Annotated in this window: 16 protein-coding genes and 1 other RNA gene; 13 read left to right on the forward strand and 4 right to left on the reverse strand. The window is 63.0% G+C overall.

The genetic code is table 11. The features are described 5' to 3' along the window. The first annotated feature begins 130 nt into the window (after positions 1 to 130). Entirely contained in the window at positions 131 to 397 is a 267-nt protein-coding gene (locus tag U5782_RS27510; protein WP_322047046.1) for a hypothetical protein, read from the forward strand. Positions 398 to 555: 158 nt separating this feature from the next. On the opposite strand, the gene ssrA is transcribed toward U5782_RS27510, so the two are convergent. From ssrA to ompA, 4 genes are all read right to left on the reverse strand, one after another. Continuing rightward, positions 556 to 925: a transfer-messenger RNA gene (gene ssrA, locus U5782_RS27515) on the reverse strand. A 72-nt stretch (positions 926 to 997) separates the two neighbouring features. Further along, a complete protein-coding gene (gene gph, locus U5782_RS27520) occupies positions 998 to 1,723 on the reverse strand; it encodes a phosphoglycolate phosphatase (protein ID WP_322047047.1) in 726 nt (241 codons plus the stop codon). Positions 1,724 to 1,755: 32 nt separating this feature from the next. Further along, the gene (gene ubiG, locus U5782_RS27525; RefSeq protein WP_322047048.1) at positions 1,756 to 2,454 is read right to left on the reverse strand and encodes a bifunctional 2-polyprenyl-6-hydroxyphenol methylase/3-demethylubiquinol 3-O-methyltransferase UbiG; all 699 of its coding nucleotides are present in this window, start codon (positions 2,452 to 2,454) and stop codon (positions 1,756 to 1,758) included. A gap of 239 nt (positions 2,455 to 2,693) precedes the next feature. Next, positions 2,694 to 3,338 carry an outer membrane protein OmpA gene (ompA, locus tag U5782_RS27530; protein WP_322047049.1) on the reverse strand — a complete coding sequence of 215 codons (645 nt, stop codon included), beginning with the start codon at positions 3,336 to 3,338 and terminating at the stop codon, positions 2,694 to 2,696. Between the two features lie 599 nt (positions 3,339 to 3,937). Here ompA and gyrA point away from each other — a divergent pair. From gyrA to lapB, 12 genes are all read left to right on the forward strand, one after another. Next, positions 3,938 to 6,541 (forward strand): DNA gyrase subunit A, encoded by a 2,604-nt coding sequence (gene gyrA, locus U5782_RS27535; RefSeq protein ID WP_322047050.1) that lies wholly within the window; start codon positions 3,938 to 3,940, stop codon positions 6,539 to 6,541. 303 nt (positions 6,542 to 6,844) lie between these two features. Beyond that, positions 6,845 to 7,450: a DUF2059 domain-containing protein gene (locus U5782_RS27540; protein ID WP_322047063.1), complete on the forward strand. Its 606-nt coding sequence runs from the start codon at positions 6,845 to 6,847 to the stop codon at positions 7,448 to 7,450. 230 nt (positions 7,451 to 7,680) lie between these two features. Then, positions 7,681 to 8,763, forward strand: coding sequence for a 3-phosphoserine/phosphohydroxythreonine transaminase (gene serC, locus U5782_RS27545; RefSeq protein WP_322047051.1), 1,083 nt, complete (start codon positions 7,681 to 7,683; stop codon positions 8,761 to 8,763). A 54-nt stretch (positions 8,764 to 8,817) separates the two neighbouring features. Further along, positions 8,818 to 9,900: a prephenate dehydratase gene (gene pheA / locus U5782_RS27550; protein ID WP_322047052.1), complete on the forward strand. Its 1,083-nt coding sequence runs from the start codon at positions 8,818 to 8,820 to the stop codon at positions 9,898 to 9,900. 171 nt (positions 9,901 to 10,071) lie between these two features. Continuing rightward, complete coding sequence (hisC, locus tag U5782_RS27555; RefSeq protein ID WP_322047053.1) at positions 10,072 to 11,184, forward strand: histidinol-phosphate transaminase; 1,113 nt, start codon at positions 10,072 to 10,074, stop codon at positions 11,182 to 11,184. Between the two features lie 30 nt (positions 11,185 to 11,214). Further along, a complete protein-coding gene (locus U5782_RS27560) occupies positions 11,215 to 12,174 on the forward strand; it encodes a prephenate dehydrogenase (protein ID WP_322047054.1) in 960 nt (319 codons plus the stop codon). An 82-nt stretch (positions 12,175 to 12,256) separates the two neighbouring features. Further along, the gene (gene aroA / locus U5782_RS27565) at positions 12,257 to 13,561 is read left to right on the forward strand and encodes a 3-phosphoshikimate 1-carboxyvinyltransferase (RefSeq protein ID WP_322047055.1); all 1,305 of its coding nucleotides are present in this window, start codon (positions 12,257 to 12,259) and stop codon (positions 13,559 to 13,561) included. Between the two features lie 28 nt (positions 13,562 to 13,589). Further along, positions 13,590 to 14,312, forward strand: a complete 723-nt coding sequence (gene cmk / locus U5782_RS27570; RefSeq protein ID WP_322047056.1) for a (d)CMP kinase — start codon at positions 13,590 to 13,592, stop codon at positions 14,310 to 14,312. A gap of 182 nt (positions 14,313 to 14,494) precedes the next feature. Next, positions 14,495 to 16,225, forward strand: a complete 1,731-nt coding sequence (rpsA, locus tag U5782_RS27575; RefSeq protein WP_027817383.1) for a 30S ribosomal protein S1 — start codon at positions 14,495 to 14,497, stop codon at positions 16,223 to 16,225. 25 nt (positions 16,226 to 16,250) lie between these two features. Then, complete coding sequence (locus U5782_RS27580) at positions 16,251 to 16,574, forward strand: integration host factor subunit beta (RefSeq protein WP_028226806.1); 324 nt, start codon at positions 16,251 to 16,253, stop codon at positions 16,572 to 16,574. A gap of 357 nt (positions 16,575 to 16,931) precedes the next feature. Further along, complete coding sequence (locus tag U5782_RS27585; RefSeq protein ID WP_322047057.1) at positions 16,932 to 17,225, forward strand: LapA family protein; 294 nt, start codon at positions 16,932 to 16,934, stop codon at positions 17,223 to 17,225. Positions 17,226 to 17,290: 65 nt separating this feature from the next. Continuing rightward, positions 17,291 to 18,466 carry a lipopolysaccharide assembly protein LapB gene (lapB, locus tag U5782_RS27590; protein ID WP_322047058.1) on the forward strand — a complete coding sequence of 392 codons (1,176 nt, stop codon included), beginning with the start codon at positions 17,291 to 17,293 and terminating at the stop codon, positions 18,464 to 18,466. Positions 18,467 to 18,524: the final 58 nt, after the last annotated feature.

Here is an 18,524-nt window from a genome sequence, read left to right on the forward strand (position 1 = left end):
AGCGCGCGTGCGTTGTAATGCGGAGCAACATGAGCGTCGGTCTGCGCTGCAGAGTGGGCGGCTTTTTGTGATACTTTCGATCTGTAACCGCTCCCCCGTTCCAGATGCGCGCAGTCCGCGCCGATCGACCATGAAATATTTGCTCAATGTTTGTGCAGCCGCCGCAACCGCGGGCGCGCTGTTTGCCACCGTCAACATCGCTTTCGCGCAGAACTCGCCCGGCGTCCCGGGCGGCATCCTGACCGACGAGTTCCGCCTCCAGGAACATCCGCAGATGCAGTTCGCGGCGTCCGCGCCGTCCAGCAAATATCAGCACGGTAAAGCGTCCGCCATGCGCAAGAAAGGCGATCTCGGCGATCCGAATGGCTGTAATCTGCAATGCCCGCAGGATAATTAACTTTGCGGTATTGATAATGAAAGGCGGCGTGTTTGCGTCGCCTTTTGTTTTTTGTAAATTCCTTTGCAGATTTTTACGAATTTATTGCACCGCAAAAACAAAAAACCCGCGAGAGCTTTAAAAGCTTTCGCGGGTTTTTATTTTTCTGCAACAAATTCTGGTGGAGCCGGCGGGAATCGAACCCGCGTCCAGAAGCAGTCCATAAACAGTTCTACATGCGTAGTTCTGTCATTTGATTTAACCGGAGCGTCGCGGACGAACACGCTGCGCTACGGCGATTCACTAAATTTTCGACCCTGGCGTCGTGACGCCGACAGAGCTTAACTGACGTATATGACCTCTGGCGGTATTGCTACCGGTCTTGCGACGCTAGCCCGTCAGTGAGCTAGGCAGAGGACGGCGGCCCTTAGGCTGCCAGTGCGAACGTATCGTCGTTTGCAGTTACGTTTTTCCCATTGATTAACGAGGTGACGGGTCCTCGGCATGCCCTGCCTACTTCATAACCCCTGTCGAAACCAGGTCGGCCCCAGAGGAAGGATCAATTATCCCATAGTTCGGCAGATGAGGCGAACCGTGCCCTTTTCAAGGGGCGCGGCGGCCTCAGGTGCGCGGTCGCACGTGCTGGAGCAGGGCGAACAGCGCTTCGGCCGTGTCGGCCACGAAGTCGGCGTTCCACTGCTCGGGCGGCTCGACATTGCCACAGTAGCCGTAGGCCGCGGCGATCGTCGCCATGCCGGCCGCGTGGCCGGCCTGCACGTCGCGCAGGTCGTCGCCGACATAGACCACGCGCGTCGCGTCGATGCCGAGCGCCTGCGCCGCGTGCAGCAGCGGCGCGGGGTGGGGCTTCGAATAGGGTGTCGTGTCGCCGCTCACCACGCAGGCTGCGCGCGTGTCGAGGTGCATGAGCTTCACGAGCGGATCGGTCAGGCGCGCGACCTTGTTGGTCACGATGCCCCAGCGCACGCCACGGGCGTCGAGGTCGTCGAGTACGGCGTCGATGCCCGGGAACAAGGCCGTCTCCACGCGCAGGTTGGCCGCGTAGTTGGCGAGAAACTCCTCGCGCATCGCGGCGAACTCGCGGTCGTCGGGGCCAATGCCGAAGGCGCCGCCGATCAGGCCGCGCGCGCCTGCCGAGGCGAGCGGGCGCAGTTTCTCGTAGGGCGCGGGCGCGAGGCCGCGCGCATGGCGCATCTGGTTGACGGCGGCCGCGAGGTCGGGCGCCGTATCGGCGAGCGTGCCGTCGAAGTCGAACAAGACGGCGTCGCAGGCAAGGAGCGCAGCGCCGTCCGCCGAGGCTGACGCGCTTTCAGACGTGTTCTGGGTCATGTCAGGGAAGACGGAGAAGAGGGCGCGCCGGTTCAGGCGCCGCGCCGGCAGGCGATCATGTAATTGACGCTGGAGTCGTTCGACAGCGCGAAGCGACGCGTGAGCGGATTGTAGGTGATGCCCTTGATCTCGGCTGCCGTCAGACCCGCCTGGCGCACAAAGCCCGCAAGCTCAGAAGGACGGATGAAGCGCGCGTAGTCGTGGGTGCCCTTGGGCAGCATCTGCGCGATGTATTCGGCGCCGATCACGGCCAGCAGATAGGACTTCACGTTGCGGTTGAGCGTCGAGAAGAACACCCAGCCGCCCGGCTTCACAAGCGTTGCACAAGCTTTCACCACGCTCAGCGGCTCGGGCACGTGCTCCAGCATTTCCATGCAGGTGACCACGTCGAACGAGGCGGGCTCGCGCGCCGCGATCGCTTCGGCCGCGATCTCCTCGTAGTCCACCGTGATGCCGCTTTCGAGGCTATGCAGGTCGGCCACACCCAGCGCTTCGCTGGACAGGTCGATGCCTTTCACATTCGCGCCCAGTCCCGCCATCGATTCCGACAGGATGCCGCCGCCGCAACCGATGTCGAGTACGCGCTTGCCCGTCAGTTGAGCATGGCTGTCGATCCAGCCGAGACGGATGGGGTTCAGCTCGTGCAGCGGCTTGAACTCCGCGTTCGGGTCCCACCAGCGATGAGCGAGATCGCTGAATTTCTGAAGTTCGTGGGGATCGGCATTCGTCATGTCGGATTGGCGTGAAGCGCGCCAGTGAGGGTGGAACAAGCCCAGAGTATAAGGGCGGGGGGCGATGGCGGCAAAATGCGCGCCAAGTCTGCATGAGCGGCCGCAGTTCGCATGCCCGGGCGGCTTCAGGCGTGTTGATCGCCTGATGCATGCAAAAGCCTGCGCGATTCAATTCAATCGCCGCATAAAAAAAGCCCCGCCGAAGCGGGGCTTTGAGACTTGCTGTCGCAGCGAGCAGCTTACTGCTTTTGCGTGCCGACGACTTCGACTTCCACGCGGCGATCCGGTGCGAGGCAGGCGATGAGTTGCTTGTGGTTCTTCTGGTTGCAACCAGTCGTAACCGGGTTGCGCTTGCCCTTGCCTTCCGTGTAGATACGCTCTGCCGGAACGCCCTTGCTGACCAGGTACGACTTGACTGCTTGCGCACGGCGCAGCGACAGACGGTCGTTGTAGGCAGCCGAGCCGATGCGGTCCGTGTAGCCGGTCGCGACGACGACTTCGAGGTTCAGCGCTTGAATCTTGCTTGCCAGATCGTCCAGCTTTTCCTTGCCAGCCGGCTTCAGGATAGCCTTGTCGAAGTCGAACAGGGCGTCAGCTTGATAGGTGATCTTCTGGCTCGTGATAGCCGGAGCAACCGGAGCGACCGGCGGCGTCGGTGCCTGGGCGACCAGTGCGCCATCGCACTTGGCGTTGGCCGTGGCCGGCGTCCAGAATGCATCGCGCCAGCACAGTTCGTTCGTGCCGTTCATCCACACGTATTCGCCGGTACCATTCACCCAGTTGTCATTGACGGCTTGTCGCGACGCCGGCACCGATTGTGCCTGGGCGGTTGCAGCGACTACTGCGGTAGCTGCAATGAACGCGAGCTTTGAAAGTTTATTCATATTTCTCCTCTCGAAATTGAGATTACCGCAGGTTTACTGCGAGCCATATGACGAAGACAAGTCATACATTGCTCGAAGTATAACATTGGCGCGTTGTGGGGCACGTCTTGTGTAGACTTCGAGCGGTGTCTAACTCTTTGTGCGTTGGCATTTTGCCATATCGTTCCCTTCCGACGATAAAAAAAATCCGCCCCTTTTCTGAGGGGCTTGTCGAATGTGGTACACCCGCAACAAAAAGTTCCCGCTCGATCTCCTGGTAGTGTGCCTGGTAGTTGGGCAAGCGCAAGTCATCCCGCATTGCGATCTGCGCATTGTCATATTCAGGTGGTAAATGCGCGTTTCTTGTCGCGCGCCGGACACTCTCGAGACTCAATGATTCGTCGCGCGTGAATGTCGTTCTGCGCGTTTCTGCGCCGCTCGTGGTCATCCCTCTAATAGGTATACGTGCATCGCGCCCAGGCGGCGGGCGGGGGTGCCGCGCATGATAGAATCGGAAGATTGCGCTGCGTCTGCGGCGTCCATGCGACAGCAGGGTGTGTCGCGATGCTTCCGGCGGCTTATGCCGCAAGCATCGCGCGTGCCTGACAACGACATCGATAATGGATCAATTCGCCAAAGAGACTCTGCCTATCTCCCTCGAGGAGGAAATGCGCCGCTCGTATCTCGATTACGCGATGAGCGTGATCGTCGGGCGGGCGCTTCCGGATGTGCGCGACGGCCTCAAGCCCGTGCACCGGCGCGTGCTGTACGCGATGCACGAGTTGAATAACGACTGGAACCGTGCCTACAAGAAGTCGGCGCGTATTGTCGGCGACGTGATCGGTAAATACCATCCGCACGGCGACACGGCTGTCTACGACACCATCGTCCGGATGGCGCAGAACTTCTCGCTGCGCTACATGCTGGTCGACGGCCAGGGCAACTTCGGCTCGATCGACGGCGACAACGCCGCGGCCATGCGTTACACCGAAATCCGCATGGCGAAGATCGGCCACGAACTGCTGGCCGACATCGACAAGGAAACGGTCGACTTCGGGCCGAACTACGACGGCAGCGAAAGCGAGCCGCTGATCCTGCCCGCACGCATCCCGAACCTGCTGATCAACGGCTCGTCGGGGATTGCGGTCGGCATGGCCACGAACATCCCGCCGCACAATCTCAACGAAGTTGTCGATGCCTGCCAGCACCTGCTGAAAAATCCCCAGGCCACGATCGACGAGTTGATCGAGATCATTCCCGCCCCCGATTTCCCGACCGCCGGCATCATCTACGGCGTCGCGGGCGTGCGCGACGGCTATCGCACGGGGCGCGGTCGCGTCGTGATGCGTGCCGCCACGCACTTCGAAGAGATCGACCGCGGTCAGCGCATGGCGATCATCGTCGATGAACTGCCGTATCAGGTGAACAAGCGTTCGCTGCTCGAGCGCATCGCCGAGCTGGTCAACGAGAAGAAGCTCGAAGGCATTTCCGACATCCGCGACGAGTCCGACAAGAGCGGCATGCGTGTCGTGATCGAGCTCAAGCGCGGTGAAGTGCCGGAGGTCATTCTCAACAACCTTTACAAGGCGACGCAGCTGCAGGACACGTTCGGCATGAACATGGTCGCGCTGGTGGACAACCAGCCGAAGCTGCTGAACCTGAAGGAAATGCTCGATCATTTCCTGTCGCACCGCCGCGAAGTGCTCACGCGGCGCACTGTATACGAGCTGCGCAAGGCGCGCGAACGCGGTCACGTGCTCGAAGGCCTCGCCGTCGCGCTCGCGAACATCGACGACTTCATCGCCATCATCAAGGCTGCGCCCACGCCGCCGATCGCGAAGCAGGAGTTGATGAACAAGTCGTGGGATTCGTCGCTGGTGCGCGAAATGCTTCAGCGCGCCGAGCAGGACAACGCTGCGGCGGGTGGTCGCGAAGCCTATCGTCCGGAAGGCCTCAACCCGCTATATGGTATGCAGGGCGATGGTCTCTACCGTCTGTCCGACACGCAGGCGCAGGAAATCCTGCAAATGCGTTTGCAGCGCCTGACGGGGCTGGAGCAGGACAAGATCATTGGCGAGTACCGCGAAGTGATGGCGCAGATCGCCGACCTGCTCGACATCCTTGCGCGCCCCGAGCGCGTAACGACGATGATTTCCGAGGAACTGATCTCGATCAAGAGCGAATTCGGCGATGCCCGCCGCTCGAAGATCGAGATGAACGCGACCGAGCTCAACACAGAAGATCTGATCACGCCGCAGGACATGGTGGTGACCATGTCGCACGCGGGTTACGTGAAATCGCAGCCGTTGTCCGAATATCGCGCCCAGAAGCGCGGCGGTCGCGGCAAGCAGGCGACGTCGATGAAGGACGACGACTGGATCGACACGCTCTTTATCGCGAACACGCACGACCATATCCTGTGCTTCTCGAACCGCGGCCGCGTGTACTGGGTCAAGGTCTATGAGGTTCCGCAAGGTTCGCGCAACTCGCGCGGCCGTCCGATCGTGAACATGTTCCCGCTGCAGGACGGCGAGAAGATCACGGTCGTGCTGCCGGTGAAGGAATTCTCGGCCGACAAGTTCGTCTTTATGGCGACGGCCCTGGGTACGGTCAAGAAGACCCCGCTTGAAGCCTTCAGCCGCCCGTTGCGCAAGGGTATTATTGCGGTCGGCCTTGACGACGGCGATTACCTGATCGGCGCGGCCATCACTGACGGCGAACACGACGTCATGCTGTTCTCCGACGCCGGCAAGGCCGTGCGCTTCGACGAGAACGACGTGCGTCCGATGGGCCGTGAGGCACGCGGCGTGCGCGGCATGCAGCTCGACGACGGCCAGCAGGTCATTGCCCTGCTGGTGGCCGGCGACGAACAGCAGTCCGTGCTGACCGCCACCGAAAACGGCTACGGCAAGCGCACGCCGATCACCGAGTACACACGTCACGGCCGCGGCACCAAGGGCATGATTGCGATCCAGACGTCGGAGCGCAACGGCAAGGTGGTGGCGGCCACGCTGGTGGACCCCGAAGCGCAGATCATGCTGATCACGACCACGGGTGTGCTGATCCGCACGCGTGTCTCGGAGATCCGCGAAATGGGCCGCGCAACGCAAGGTGTTACACTCATCAGCCTTGACGAAGGCACGAAGCTCTCGGGCCTGCAGCAGGTTGCGGAGGCAGATGCCGAAGGTGACATCGCTGAAGACGAGGGCGAAAGCGAAGAGTAAGGCTACGCCCGCTGGATTGAACGGCCCGCGCGAGCGGGCCGAGTCGTGTCAGGCGTTTGTAGTCTGTTGGTAGTCGGGCATTTGCAGCTTGCTCGCAGGCGGTTCGCGGGCTGTTTGCAGGTTGATCGCCGGGGGTGTCGCAGTGGCTCATGCAAGCTGCACGACACCGCAGGTTCTGAATGGTGCCGGGCGGATCGGGCAGTGGGCGCAAGGGTCGCGGAACAGTCCGTGGCCAGGCCGAATCAGGCGCGCCCCGCAGTCCGCACGGCAGGCAATTCGATTAATTTCACAGAGGGAGTAATGATGCAAAAACGATTCAAGCAGGTTATGTTGCTGGCCGCTCTCGTGCCGACGTTCGCGATGGCTCAGGCGCTCCAGAACCAGGCGCCCGCGACGGCTCCGGCTGCTGCCGCAGCACCGATCGATCCGGCCAAGCAAGCCGCGATCAAGGACCTGCTGGACGCAATCGACGCGCAGAAGCTCGTCGGCGCAATCGGCAACAGCGCACAGATGCAAGCCAAGCAACTCGTGCCGGCGATCCTCTCGGACGCACTGTCGGAAAACAAGACGATGACGGACAAGCAGAAGCAGGCTTCCGTCCCGACGCTGCAAAAGAACGCCGTGCCGAAGCTGGTTGACTCGGCAGGTCAGGTCTTCAACACGGACGGCTTCAAGCAAGATGCGATGGAAGCCCAGTACGAAGCCTACGCAAAGTACTACAGCACGCAGGAAATCAAGGATCTGTCGACGTTCTACCGCAGCCCGACCGGCCGCAAGTTCATCCAGGTTCAGGACCAGGTTGGCCGCGATGTGGTCAACGGCCTGATGCAGAAGTACATGCCGCAATCGATCAAGGCAACGCGCGACCAGGCTGACAAGGAAGTCGCGTCGGTCAAGCCGGCAAAGTAATACCGAGGTAACACGCATCGTAAAAGGGCGCCCGCAGGCACGCGTTTGCCGGAGCAATCCGGTAAAACGCGGGCCAGATCGCGGCGCCTTGCCCGGAACCGCGCGTTGGCGGGTTCCCGGCGACAATGCGATAATGGCCGTTTGCGCGATAAGCGCAGACGGCCATTTTCTTTTTTCGGCGCGTCCCGGCGTCCACTGCCGCAGCGCCCGCCTCGGGGATCCCCAAAACGATGCGCGTCTTCAACTTCTCCGCCGGACCGGCAGCATTGCCCGAAGAGGTCCTCCGTCAGGCCGCCGACGAAATGCTCGACTGGCATGGCAGCGGTATGAGCGTGATGGAAATGAGCCATCGCGGCCCGGAATTCATGCGCATCCACAGCGAGGCGCTGCTCGATCTGCGTGACCTGATGCAGGTGCCCGCGAGCCACCAGATCCTGTTCCTGCAAGGCGGCGGTATCGGCGAAAACGCCATCGTGCCGTTGAACCTGTTCGGCGCGAAGCCGCGTGCGGATTTCGTCATCACGGGTTCGTGGTCGCAGAAGTCGCAGAAGGAAGCGCTCAAGTACGGCGCCTCGCACATCGCTGCAACGGGCCGCACCGAGGCCGGCTTCACGCATTCGCCGGCAGTAAGCGAGTGGCAGCTCTCCGACGATCCCGCCTACGTGCATCTGTGCACCAACGAGACGATCGACGGCGTCGAGACCTTCGAGATCCCCGATCTGGGCGACATTCCGCTCGTGGCGGATGCGTCGTCGCACATCCTTTCGCGCCCGATGGACATCGCCAAGTACGGCGTGCTCTACGGCGGCGCGCAGAAGAATATCGGCATGGCGGGTGTGACCGTGGTGATCGTGCGCGAAGACCTGCTCGACCGCGCGATGCCCATCTGCCCGTCGGCGTTCGAATGGAAGACGGTCGCCGCCAACAACTCCATGTTCAACACGCCGCCCACCTATGCGATCTATATCGCCGGGCTGGTGTTCAAGTGGTTGAAGCGCCAGGGTGGCCTCGAAGCCATCGAAGCGCGCAATATCGAAAAAGCGCAGCTGCTCTACGACACGATCGACGCGAGCAGCTTCTACCTCAACAAGGTGGAGCGCCGCGCGCGCTCGCGGATGAACGTCCCGTTCTTCCTCGCCGATGAGACACGTAACGATGATTTCCTGGCCGGCGCGAAGGCGCGCGGGCTTCTGCAGCTGAAGGGCCACAAGTCCGTCGGCGGCATGCGGGCGTCGATTTACAACGCGGTGCCGCTCGAAGCAGTTCAGGCACTGGTCGAGTACATGAAGGAATTCGAGGCAACGCGCGCCTGATACAGGCGCCGCGTAGTGCCTCGCACGTATCCTTTCTGATTGCCGGTTTCACGCATGGACGACGAACTTAATTCCCAACTCAAGCCGTTGCGCGAGCGCATCGACGCCATCGACGCGCAGCTCATCGCGCTCCTGAACCAGCGCGCCTCGGTCGCGCTCGAAGTGGGCGAAGTCAAGAAGCACTTCAATGCGCCCGTGTTTCGCCCGGAGCGCGAGCTCCAGGTGATCGAGCGCCTGCAGAACCTGAGCGACGGCCCGCTCGGCAACGATCACATCAGCGCGATCTGGCGCGAGATCATGGCCGCGAGCCGCTCGCTCGAAAAGACCATCACGGCCGCGTTTCTCGGGCCGGTGGGCACGTATAGCGAGCAGGCGATGTTCGCGTACTTCGGTCAGTCGATCGAAGGCCTGCCGTGCCCGTCGATCGACGAAGTGTTCCGCGCAGTCGAGTCGGGCGCTTCCGAATTCGGCGTGGTGCCGGTCGAGAATTCGGCGGAAGGCGCGGTGTCGCGCACGCTCGATCTGTTCCTGCAGACGCAGCTCGTGATCGGCGGCGAAATCGCGCTGCCGATCCAGCACAACCTGATGACGCAAAGCGGCAAGCTCGCGGGCGTGACGCGCGTGTGCGCGCATCCGCAGGCGCTTGCGCAGTGCCAGCACTGGCTCACGGCGAATGCGCCGCAGCTCGAGCGCCAGGCCGTGTCGAGCAATGCCGAGGCCGCGCGTCTCGCATCGGAAGATCCGACGGTCGCGGCCATCGCGGGCGATCGCGCGGCCACGCACTACGGTCTTCTGATCGCCAATGCGCTGATCCAGGACGATCCGCATAACCGCACGCGCTTCGTGATGATCGGCAAGCAGCCGGCGGGCGTGTCGGGCCATGACCAGACCTCGATGATCGTGTCGGTGAAGAACGAACCGGGTGCGGTCTATAAGCTGCTTGAGCCGCTCGCGCGCCACGGCGTGTCGATGACGCGCTTCGAGTCGCGTCCGGCACGCGTCGGCACGTGGGAGTACTACTTCTATATCGACTTCGAAGGCCATCGCGACGACCCGGCTGTGGCCGCCGCGCTCGACGAACTCGGCAAGAAGGCCGCTTTCCTGAAGATCCTCGGTTCGTATCCGCGTTCGCGCTGAGCGGCACGCCTGGCCTGCCCGGGCGCATTTCGTTTCGTTCGTTGCTTTTCACTTCGATCACGCCGCACCGCGCGCCATGAGGTTGCGCGGCGCGGTCGGCCCGCAGCTTCCTGCATGAGGTCAGGGCGGGGCGCGCAAGCGCCTGTTCTGGCCGGCACTGGAGAGATACGCATGACCACGCCATTCGGCCCTTCCTACGTTCGCGCGATCGCGCCGTATGTCGCTGGCAAGCCGATTTCCGAAGTCGCGCGCGAGTTCGGTCTCGACGAAGCGCGCATCGTGAAGCTCGCGTCGAACGAGAATCCGCTTGGCATGCCTGCGTCGGCGCAACGCGCGATCGCCCAGGCGGCGAGCGAACTGGGTCGCTATCCGGACTCGAACGCGTTCGAGTTGAAGGCCGCGCTGGCTGCGCGCTACGACGTGCCGCCCGAATGGGTCACGCTCGGCAACGGTAGCAATGACATCCTCGAAATCGCGGCGCACGCGTGCGTGGAGCGAGGCCAGTCGATCGTCTATTCGCAGTATTCGTTCGCGGTTTATGCGCTGGCGACTCAGGGCCTGGGCGCGCGACACATCGTGACGCCGGCGGTGCAGTACGGCCACGATCTCGACGCGATGCTCGCGGCGATTGCCGACGACACGCGCCTGATTTTCGTCGCCAATCCGAATAACCCGACCGGTACGTTCATCGACGGCGCCGCGCTCGAAGCGTTTATCGCGAAGGTGCCGCATCACGTCGTGGTGGTGCTCGACGAGGCCTATACCGAGTACCTCGCGGCAGACAAGCGCTACGACTCGATCGCGTGGGTGCGGCGCTATCCGAACCTGGTGGTGTCGCGCACGTTTTCGAAGGCGTATGGGCTCGCGGGTCTGCGCATTGGTTTCGCGATCGCGCAGCCGGCGTTGACCGATCTGCTCAACCGTCTGCGCCAGCCTTTCAATGTGAACACGCTCGCACAGGCCGCGGCGATTGCGGCGCTCGGCGACTCGGAGTTTCTCGAACAGAGCGCCGCACTGAATGCCGAAGGCTATCGCACGCTCACGGCCGCGTTCGAGCGCATGGGCCTCGAATACGTGCCGTCGGACGGCAACTTCGTGCTCGTGCGCGTGGGCAAGGAAGATGGCGCGGGTGAGCGCGTGAATCTTGAGCTGCTCAAGCAGGGCGTGATCGTGCGCCCGGTCGGCGGTTATGGCTTGCCGCAGTGGCTGCGTGTGACCATCGGTCTGGCCGAGGAAAACGCGGCCTTCATCGCGGCGCTCGAACGTGCGCTCGCGACGGCGTGAGCGTGCAAACTTTCTTATTCTGGTGATGGCGTGAGCGCGTTCTCTTTCAAGAAGCTGGTGATTTTCGGCGTCGGCCTGATCGGCGGATCGCTCGCGCGCGGGCTGCGTGAACGTGGCGCGAGCGGGGCGGGCAATGCGGTCGGCGAGGTGATTGGCGTAGGCCGTCGTGCGCATTCGGTGGCGCGCGCGCTGGAGCTGGGCGTCGTCGACGCCGTCGCGACCTTCGACGATGACGCGGCGCTGGCGAAGGCGCTCGACGGCGCGGATCTCGTGCTGATCGCCGCCCCCGTTGCACAGACGCAGATGCTGCTCGAACGCATCGCGCCGCATCTGCAGCCGCAGACCATCATCACCGACGCGGGCAGCACCAAGAGCGACGTGATCGCGGCCGCGCGCGCGGCGCTCGGTGAGCGCATCGGCCAGTTCGTGCCGGGCCATCCGATCGCGGGCCGTGAGTCGAGCGGCGTGGAAGCGGCGCTGCCCGATCTCTACGTGGGCCGCAACGTGGTGCTGTGCCCGCTGCCCGAAAACGCAGCGGCCGACGTCGAGCGCATCGCGCAAATGTGGCGCGCCACGGGCGCCGTGATCGGCCAGATGAGCGCTCAGCAGCACGACCGCGTGTTCGCTTCGGTGAGCCATCTTCCGCACGTGCTGTCGTTCGCGCTGGTGGACCAGATTCTCGCCACGCCCGACGCCGAACTGAAATTCTCGTTCGCGGCGGGCGGTTTCCGCGACTTCACGCGCATTGCCGCGTCGAGCCCCGAAATGTGGCGCGACGTTTGCCTTGCGAACCGCACGGCGCTGCTCGCGGAACTCGACGCCTACACTGAAGTGCTGGCGAAGCTGCGCACAGCGATCGACGCCGGTGACGGCGCGGCGCTCGAAACCGTGTTCGCGCGCTCGCGCGCGGCGCGCGAGGCGTGGCAGGAGCGCGGCGGCAAGCATGCCGCGCCGGCGCCGTCACCGTCGCAAGCAGGACCCGACAAGTAAGCATCAGTCATGCGGCAGGGCGCTGGACTCGCCGCATTGCACGTTGTATTTCAGCCTCATGTCGCACCATCAGGACACGCTCATGGAACACCTCGATCTCGGACCGTTCACCCGTGCGTCCGGCACGATCCGTCTGCCCGGCTCGAAGAGCATCTCGAACCGCGTGCTGCTGCTCGCCGCGCTCGCCGAAGGCGAAACGACGATTACGAATCTGCTCGATTCCGACGACACGCGCGTGATGCTCGACGCGCTCGAAACGCTCGGCGTCAAGCTCAAGCGCGACGACGACACCTGCGTCGTGCAGGGCACGCGCGGCGCCTTCACGGCGGTGCGCGCGGATCTCTTTCTCGGCAATGCCGGCACGGCGGTTCGCCCGCTGACGGCGGCGCTCGCGGTCAACGGCGGCGACTATCGCATCCACGGCGTGCCGCGCATGCATGAACGGCCGATCGGCGATCTCGTCGACGGGCTGCGCCAGATCGGCGCGAAGATCGATTACGAAGAGAACGAGGGCTATCCGCCGCTGCGCATTCGTCCGGCGCAGATCGACGTCACCGCGCCCATCAAGGTGCGCGGCGATGTGTCGAGCCAGTTCCTCACGTCGCTGCTCATGACGCTGCCGCTCGTGCGCGCCGAAGGCGGTGTGACCATCGTCGAGGTCGATGGCGAACTGATCTCGAAGCCCTACATCGAAATCACGATCAAGCTGATGGAGCGCTTCGGCGTGAAGGTGGAGCGCCACGGCTGGCATCGCTTCGAGATTCCGGCGGGCGTGCGCTACCAGTCGCCCGGCAAGATCATGGTCGAAGGCGATGCGTCGTCGGCGTCGTATTTCCTCGCGGCGGGCGCCATCGGCGGCGGTCCGTTGCGCGTGGAGGGCGTAGGCCGTTCGAGCATCCAGGGCGACGTCGCCTTCGCGGCGGCACTGATGCGCATGGGCGCGAACGTGACGGTGGCCGACGACTGGATCGAGGTGCGCGGCATCGGCAACGATCACGGCAAGCTCGACCCCATCGACATGGACTTCAACCTGATTCCCGATGCGGCCATGACGATCGCCGTGGCGGCGCTGTTCGCCGACGGCGCGACCACGCTGCGTAACATCGCGAGCTGGCGCGTGAAGGAAACCGACCGCATTGCGGCGATGGCGACCGAGTTGCGCAAAGTGGGCGCCGACGTGGAAGAGGGCCCCGACTACCTGATCGTGCGCCCGCCCGAGAAGCTCACGCCGAACGCCGCGATCGACACCTATGACGACCACCGCATGGCCATGTGCTTTTCGCTCGTAAGCCTGGGCGGCGTGCCGGTGCGCATCAACGACCCGAAGTGCGTCGGCAAGACGTTCCCCGATTATTTCGAGCGCTTCCTGGCGCTCGCGCAACCCTGATTCTTTCGCAGCCGAGTATCTTCGCCGCATGAAATCGACCCGTCCCTTTTACCCGACGCCCGTTATCGCGATCGATGGCCCGACTGCCTCCGGCAAGGGCACGGTGGCCACGCTGGTCGCCGCGCATCTCGGCTTCCACTTGCTCGACAGCGGCGCGCTGTACCGCCTCGCCGCGCTCGCGAGCCTGCGCTACACGATCGCCGCCGACGACGCCGACGGCCTTGCAAAGCTCATCGACGATCTCCACATCACGTTCCGCGAAGGCCTGGCCCAGCTCGACGGCGCGGACGTTTCGAACGAAATCCGCGCCGAGGAAGTGGGCAACCGCGCTTCGATGATCGCCGCGCACCCGTCGGTGCGCGCGGCCCTGGTGGCCCGTCAGCGGGCCTTCCGCAAGCTGCCGGGCCTTGTCGCAGACGGCCGCGACATGGGCACGGTGATCTTCCCGGATGCCGGTCTGAAGGTGTTCCTGACGGCCAGCGTGGAGGCCCGCGCGGCCCGCCGGTATAAGCAATTGATCCAAAAAGGTTTTTCTGCTAATATGGATGACTTGCTCCGGGATTTGCGTGAACGTGACGCGCGCGATAGCAATCGCGCGGCCGCGCCGCTCAAGCCCGCAGCGGATGCGAAGCTGCTGGATACCTCGGCGCTATCTATCGACCAGGCGGTCGAGCAGGTTGTGCAGTGGCACCAGGAGCTGAATCAACTGAAGGCGGTGCGCCATCCCGATGGTCACGGCAAAACTCAGTGACGCAATAAAGAGCAGTCGTAGTAGTTGTGCATGAGTTGTACCTTGAAGGTGCCCTCGCGAAGATCGCGGGGCGTGTGTTAAACCCCTTAACCTAGTATGGCTTTTGCATCTGTGCCGCGAACGTAAGCGCTCCGGCCTCAACGCCCGACCGGTCAAAACTGGCTGGCGGAGCAGCGAAAACCATGCAAATCCAGATTTTTATGTCCGACCTGCAAACCTCCACCCCCAATACCGAATCTTTCGCGGCTCTGTTTGAAGAGTCGCTGACCCGCCAGGACATGCGCGCCGGCGAAGTCATCTCCGCTGAAGTCGTGCGCGTCGACCACAACTTCGTGGTCGTCAACGCTGGCCTGAAGTCCGAGGCTTACATTCCCCTCGAGGAATTCCTGAACGACCAGGGCGAAGTGGAGGTTCAGGCGGGCGATTTCGTTTCCGTCGCGATCGACGCGCTGGAAAACGGCTACGGCGACACGATCCTGTCGCGCGACAAGGCGAAGCGTCTCGCTTCGTGGCTGTCGCTGGAAAAGGCCCTCGACAACAACGAACTCGTGACCGGCACGATCACGGGCAAGGTCAAGGGCGGCATGACCGTCATGGTCAACGGCATCCGCGCGTTCCTGCCGGGTTCGCTGGTTGACACGCGTCCGGTCAAGGACACGACGCCGTACGAAGGCAAGACGCTCGAATTCCGCGTCATCAAGCTCGACCGCAAGCGTAACAACGTCGTGCTGTCGCGCCGCGCTGTGATCGAAGCGACCCAAGGCGAAGAGCGCGCAAAGCTGCTCGAAACGCTGAAGGAAGGCGCGATCGTCAACGGCGTGGTCAAGAACATCACCGACTACGGCGCGTTCGTGGACCTCGGCGGCATCGACGGCCTGCTGCACATCACCGACATCGCATGGCGTCGCGTGCGTCACCCGTCGGAAGTGCTGTCGGTTGGCCAGGAAGTCACGGCAAAGATCCTCAAGTTCGACCAAGAGAAGAACCGCGTTTCGCTCGGTATCAAGCAACTGGGCGACGATCCGTGGGAAGGCATCTCGCGCCGTTACCCGTCGGGCACGCGCCTGTTCGGTAAGGTCACCAACATCACCGACTACGGCGCGTTCGTCGAAGTCGAATCGGGCATCGAAGGCCTGGTTCACGTGTCGGAAATGGACTGGACCAACAAGAACGTTGCTCCGTCGAAGGTTGTCCAGCTGGGCGACGAAGTCGAAGTCATGGTCCTCGAGATCGACGAAGACCGCCGCCGCATCTCGCTCGGCATGAAGCAATGCAAGCCGAATCCGTGGGATGACTTCAGCCGCAACTTCAAGAAGGGCGACAAGCTGCAAGGCGCAATCAAGTCGATCACCGACTTCGGCGTCTTCATCGGTCTGCCTGGCGGCATCGACGGTCTGGTTCACCTGTCGGACCTGTCGTGGTCGGAAACGGGCGAAGAAGCTGTTCGCAAGTACAAGAAGGGCGACGAAGTCGAAGCTGTGGTTCTGGGCATCGACGTCGAGAAGGAACGCATCTCGCTGGGTATCAAGCAGCTCGAAGGCGACCCGTTCAGCAACTTCGTTGCTGTCAACGACAAGGGTTCGACGGTCGACGGCGTGGTCAAGTCGGTCGACGCAAAGGGTGCAGTTATCACCCTGAACGCTGACGTCGAAGGCTACCTGCGTGCTTCGGAAATCGCGCAAGACCGCGTGGAAGATGCTCGCAACGTGCTGAAGGAAGGCGACAAGGTCAACGCGATGATCATCAACATCGATCGCAAGTCGCGTGGCATCAACCTGTCGATCAAGGCCAAGGATTCGGCTGAGACGCAGGAAGCCCTGCGCAGCATGTCGTCGGACACGGGTGCGGCTGCCACCGGCACGACCAACCTCGGCGCGCTGCTGAAGGCCAAGCTCGACGGCCAGAACCAGTAAGCCTCAAACGGGGGCAAGCTGAAGTATGACCAAATCTGAATTGGTCGCGCAGCTGGCTACGCGATTTCCGCAACTTGTCCTCAAGGATGCGGATTTCGCGGTCAAAACGATGCTCGATGCGATGTCCGAGGCGCTTGCCAAGGGCCATCGCATCGAAATTCGCGGCTTCGGCAGTTTCGGACTGAATCGCCGGCCGTCACGTGTCGGACGCAATCCCAAGTCGGGTGAAAAAGTGCTGGTGCCAGAGAAGTTCGTGCCGCATTTCAAGCCGGGCAAGGAGTTGCGCGAGCGCGTGGACCGTCGTTCGGGCGAACCGCTGAAGGCGGACGAGCCGGACGACGATCTGTAAGCGCCGCAGGGTTGCTGCAGCGGTTACAGCCGTTGGCGGTCAATGCCAGATGGCCAGTGCATGGACCGAAGAAAGCGCAGGGTTTTTCGAAACCCGGCGCTTTTTTTTCGTCTACATTTTTTGACGACCGCGTGCAGGGCAGCGCTTGTGCGCCGGTTTCTTTCGCGGTGTGAGGCAAGGTGAGGCCGTGTAAGGTCTCCTTGTCGGCCCTCATTGATCGGCTTACAGCGTAGCTTCGCGCACGTGCCGGGGCGTGAGCCGTTCCATTACAATACGGGACACTTCGGCGCGTTCGATGCTGCGGTGCAGCAAGCCGGTCGCGCCGGCGCTTTCCCGCAACTGCCAAGAGAATCCTTCATGAGATTGATCGCCTGGGTGATCCGTGTGCTGGTGTTCGTGCTGCTGCTCGTGCTCGCACTGGCCAACACGCAAACCACGACGCTGAACTTTCTGGCCGGCTATGCGTGGCAGGCCCCGCTCATTCTGATCGGGCTGGCGTTCTTCGTGGTCGGGCTGCTGGCCGGTCTGCTTTCGGCGTTGCCGGCGATTTTCCGGCTGCGCATGGAGAACGGCCGCCTCAAGCGAGACCTGCGCACGGCGCGCGAAACGCCCGTGGTGCCCGCCGAGCCGCCGCTGCCGCCGCTCATTTGATTCGAATTGCCCGCCGCGCGCGCCTGGCTGGGCGCACGGCCTGAATACTTCTCACCATCGCTCGCATGGATCTCGATTTCTGGTGGCTCCTCGTCATTCCCGTCGCTTTCGCGCTCGGCTGGATGGCGTCGCGCTACGACCTCAAGGCGCTGCTCTCCGAGAGCGCCAACCTGCCGCGTTCCTATTTCCGCGGTCTGAACTTCCTGCTCAACGAGCAGCCGGACAAGGCGATCGATGCGTTCATCGAAGTCGCCAAGCTCGACCCGGAAACGGTCGAATTGCACTTCGCGCTCGGCAACCTGTTCCGCCGTCGTGGCGAAACCGACCGTGCGATCCGCGTGCATCAGAATCTGCTCTCGCGCGCCGACCTGCCGGTGAACGAGCGCGACCACGCGCTCTTCGAACTGGGCCAGGACTTCCTGAAAGCGGGCATGCTCGATCGCGCCGAGGAAACCTTCGGCACGCTCAAGTCGGGTGACTATGCACAAGGCGCGCAGCGCGCGCTGCTGACGATCTACGAGATCGAGAAGGACTGGAATCGTTCGATCGAAACCGCGCGCCTGCTCGAAACGATGGGCGCACCGTCGCTCGACCTCGAAATCGCCCAGTTCCATTGTGAGCTCGCGCAGGAAGCGCTCCAGCGCAAGAACCCGGACGAGGCGCGTCGCCAGCTCGCGCTCGCGCTCAAGGCGAATCCGCAGAACGTGCGCGCCACGATCCTCGCGGGCGATGTCGACGCCGCGAGCAGCGACGCGCAGGCCGCGCTCGTCCAGTGGAAGCGTGTCGAGGCGCAGAATCCCGCCTATCTGCCGCTCGTCGCGGAAAAGGTCATGAAGGCCTATGACGCGCTGGGCCGCGCGCCCGAAGGCGCGCAACTGATGACCGAGTGGGTCGATCGTCATTCGTCGAACGATCTGCTCGATGTGGCCTATAAATATGTAGCCGAGCTCAACGGCCCGGAGGCCGCCCACACGCTTGCGCGCACACAGATGCAGAAGTCGCCGAATCTCGCCGGCATGACGCGTCTGCTCGAAGCGCAGCAGGCCAGCGCCGAAGAGCCTCGGCGCAGCGAACTGGAACTCATGCGCAAGCTGATCCAGCAGCGCACCAAGAATCTGCCGCGCTACACCTGCCAGAACTGCGGTTTCCGGGCACGCCTCTTCTACTGGCAATGCCCCGGCTGCAGCGGTTGGGAAACCTACGCGCCGCGCCGCGTCGAGCCCATTCCGGCTTCGAGCTGAGGGGCGCTAGCGCTGCGCCCATGCAACATCAACATCCGAATCTGTCACCGGAGCGCGT

The sequence above is a fragment of the Paraburkholderia sp. J67 genome (assembly GCF_905220265.1).
Lineage (GTDB): Bacteria > Pseudomonadota > Gammaproteobacteria > Burkholderiales > Burkholderiaceae > Paraburkholderia.

Excerpts from the sequence above, each read along its gene's own strand:
- U5782_RS27510 (WP_322047046.1), top strand. The coding sequence starts at position 131 with ATGAAATATTTGCTCAATGTTTGTGCAGCCGCCGCAACCGCGGGCGCG.
- gph (WP_322047047.1), bottom strand. The coding sequence starts at position 1,723 with ATGACCCAGAACACGTCTGAAAGCGCGTCAGCCTCGGCGGACGGCGCT.
- ubiG (WP_322047048.1), bottom strand. The coding sequence starts at position 2,454 with ATGACGAATGCCGATCCCCACGAACTTCAGAAATTCAGCGATCTCGCT.
- ompA (WP_322047049.1), bottom strand. The coding sequence starts at position 3,338 with ATGAATAAACTTTCAAAGCTCGCGTTCATTGCAGCTACCGCAGTAGTC.
- gyrA (WP_322047050.1), top strand. The coding sequence starts at position 3,938 with ATGGATCAATTCGCCAAAGAGACTCTGCCTATCTCCCTCGAGGAGGAA.
- U5782_RS27540 (WP_322047063.1), top strand. The coding sequence starts at position 6,845 with ATGCAAAAACGATTCAAGCAGGTTATGTTGCTGGCCGCTCTCGTGCCG.
- serC (WP_322047051.1), top strand. The coding sequence starts at position 7,681 with ATGCGCGTCTTCAACTTCTCCGCCGGACCGGCAGCATTGCCCGAAGAG.
- pheA (WP_322047052.1), top strand. The coding sequence starts at position 8,818 with ATGGACGACGAACTTAATTCCCAACTCAAGCCGTTGCGCGAGCGCATC.
- hisC (WP_322047053.1), top strand. The coding sequence starts at position 10,072 with ATGACCACGCCATTCGGCCCTTCCTACGTTCGCGCGATCGCGCCGTAT.
- aroA (WP_322047055.1), top strand. The coding sequence starts at position 12,257 with ATGGAACACCTCGATCTCGGACCGTTCACCCGTGCGTCCGGCACGATC.
- cmk (WP_322047056.1), top strand. The coding sequence starts at position 13,590 with ATGAAATCGACCCGTCCCTTTTACCCGACGCCCGTTATCGCGATCGAT.
- rpsA (WP_027817383.1), top strand. The coding sequence starts at position 14,495 with ATGCAAATCCAGATTTTTATGTCCGACCTGCAAACCTCCACCCCCAAT.
- U5782_RS27580 (WP_028226806.1), top strand. The coding sequence starts at position 16,251 with ATGACCAAATCTGAATTGGTCGCGCAGCTGGCTACGCGATTTCCGCAA.
- U5782_RS27585 (WP_322047057.1), top strand. The coding sequence starts at position 16,932 with ATGAGATTGATCGCCTGGGTGATCCGTGTGCTGGTGTTCGTGCTGCTG.
- lapB (WP_322047058.1), top strand. The coding sequence starts at position 17,291 with ATGGATCTCGATTTCTGGTGGCTCCTCGTCATTCCCGTCGCTTTCGCG.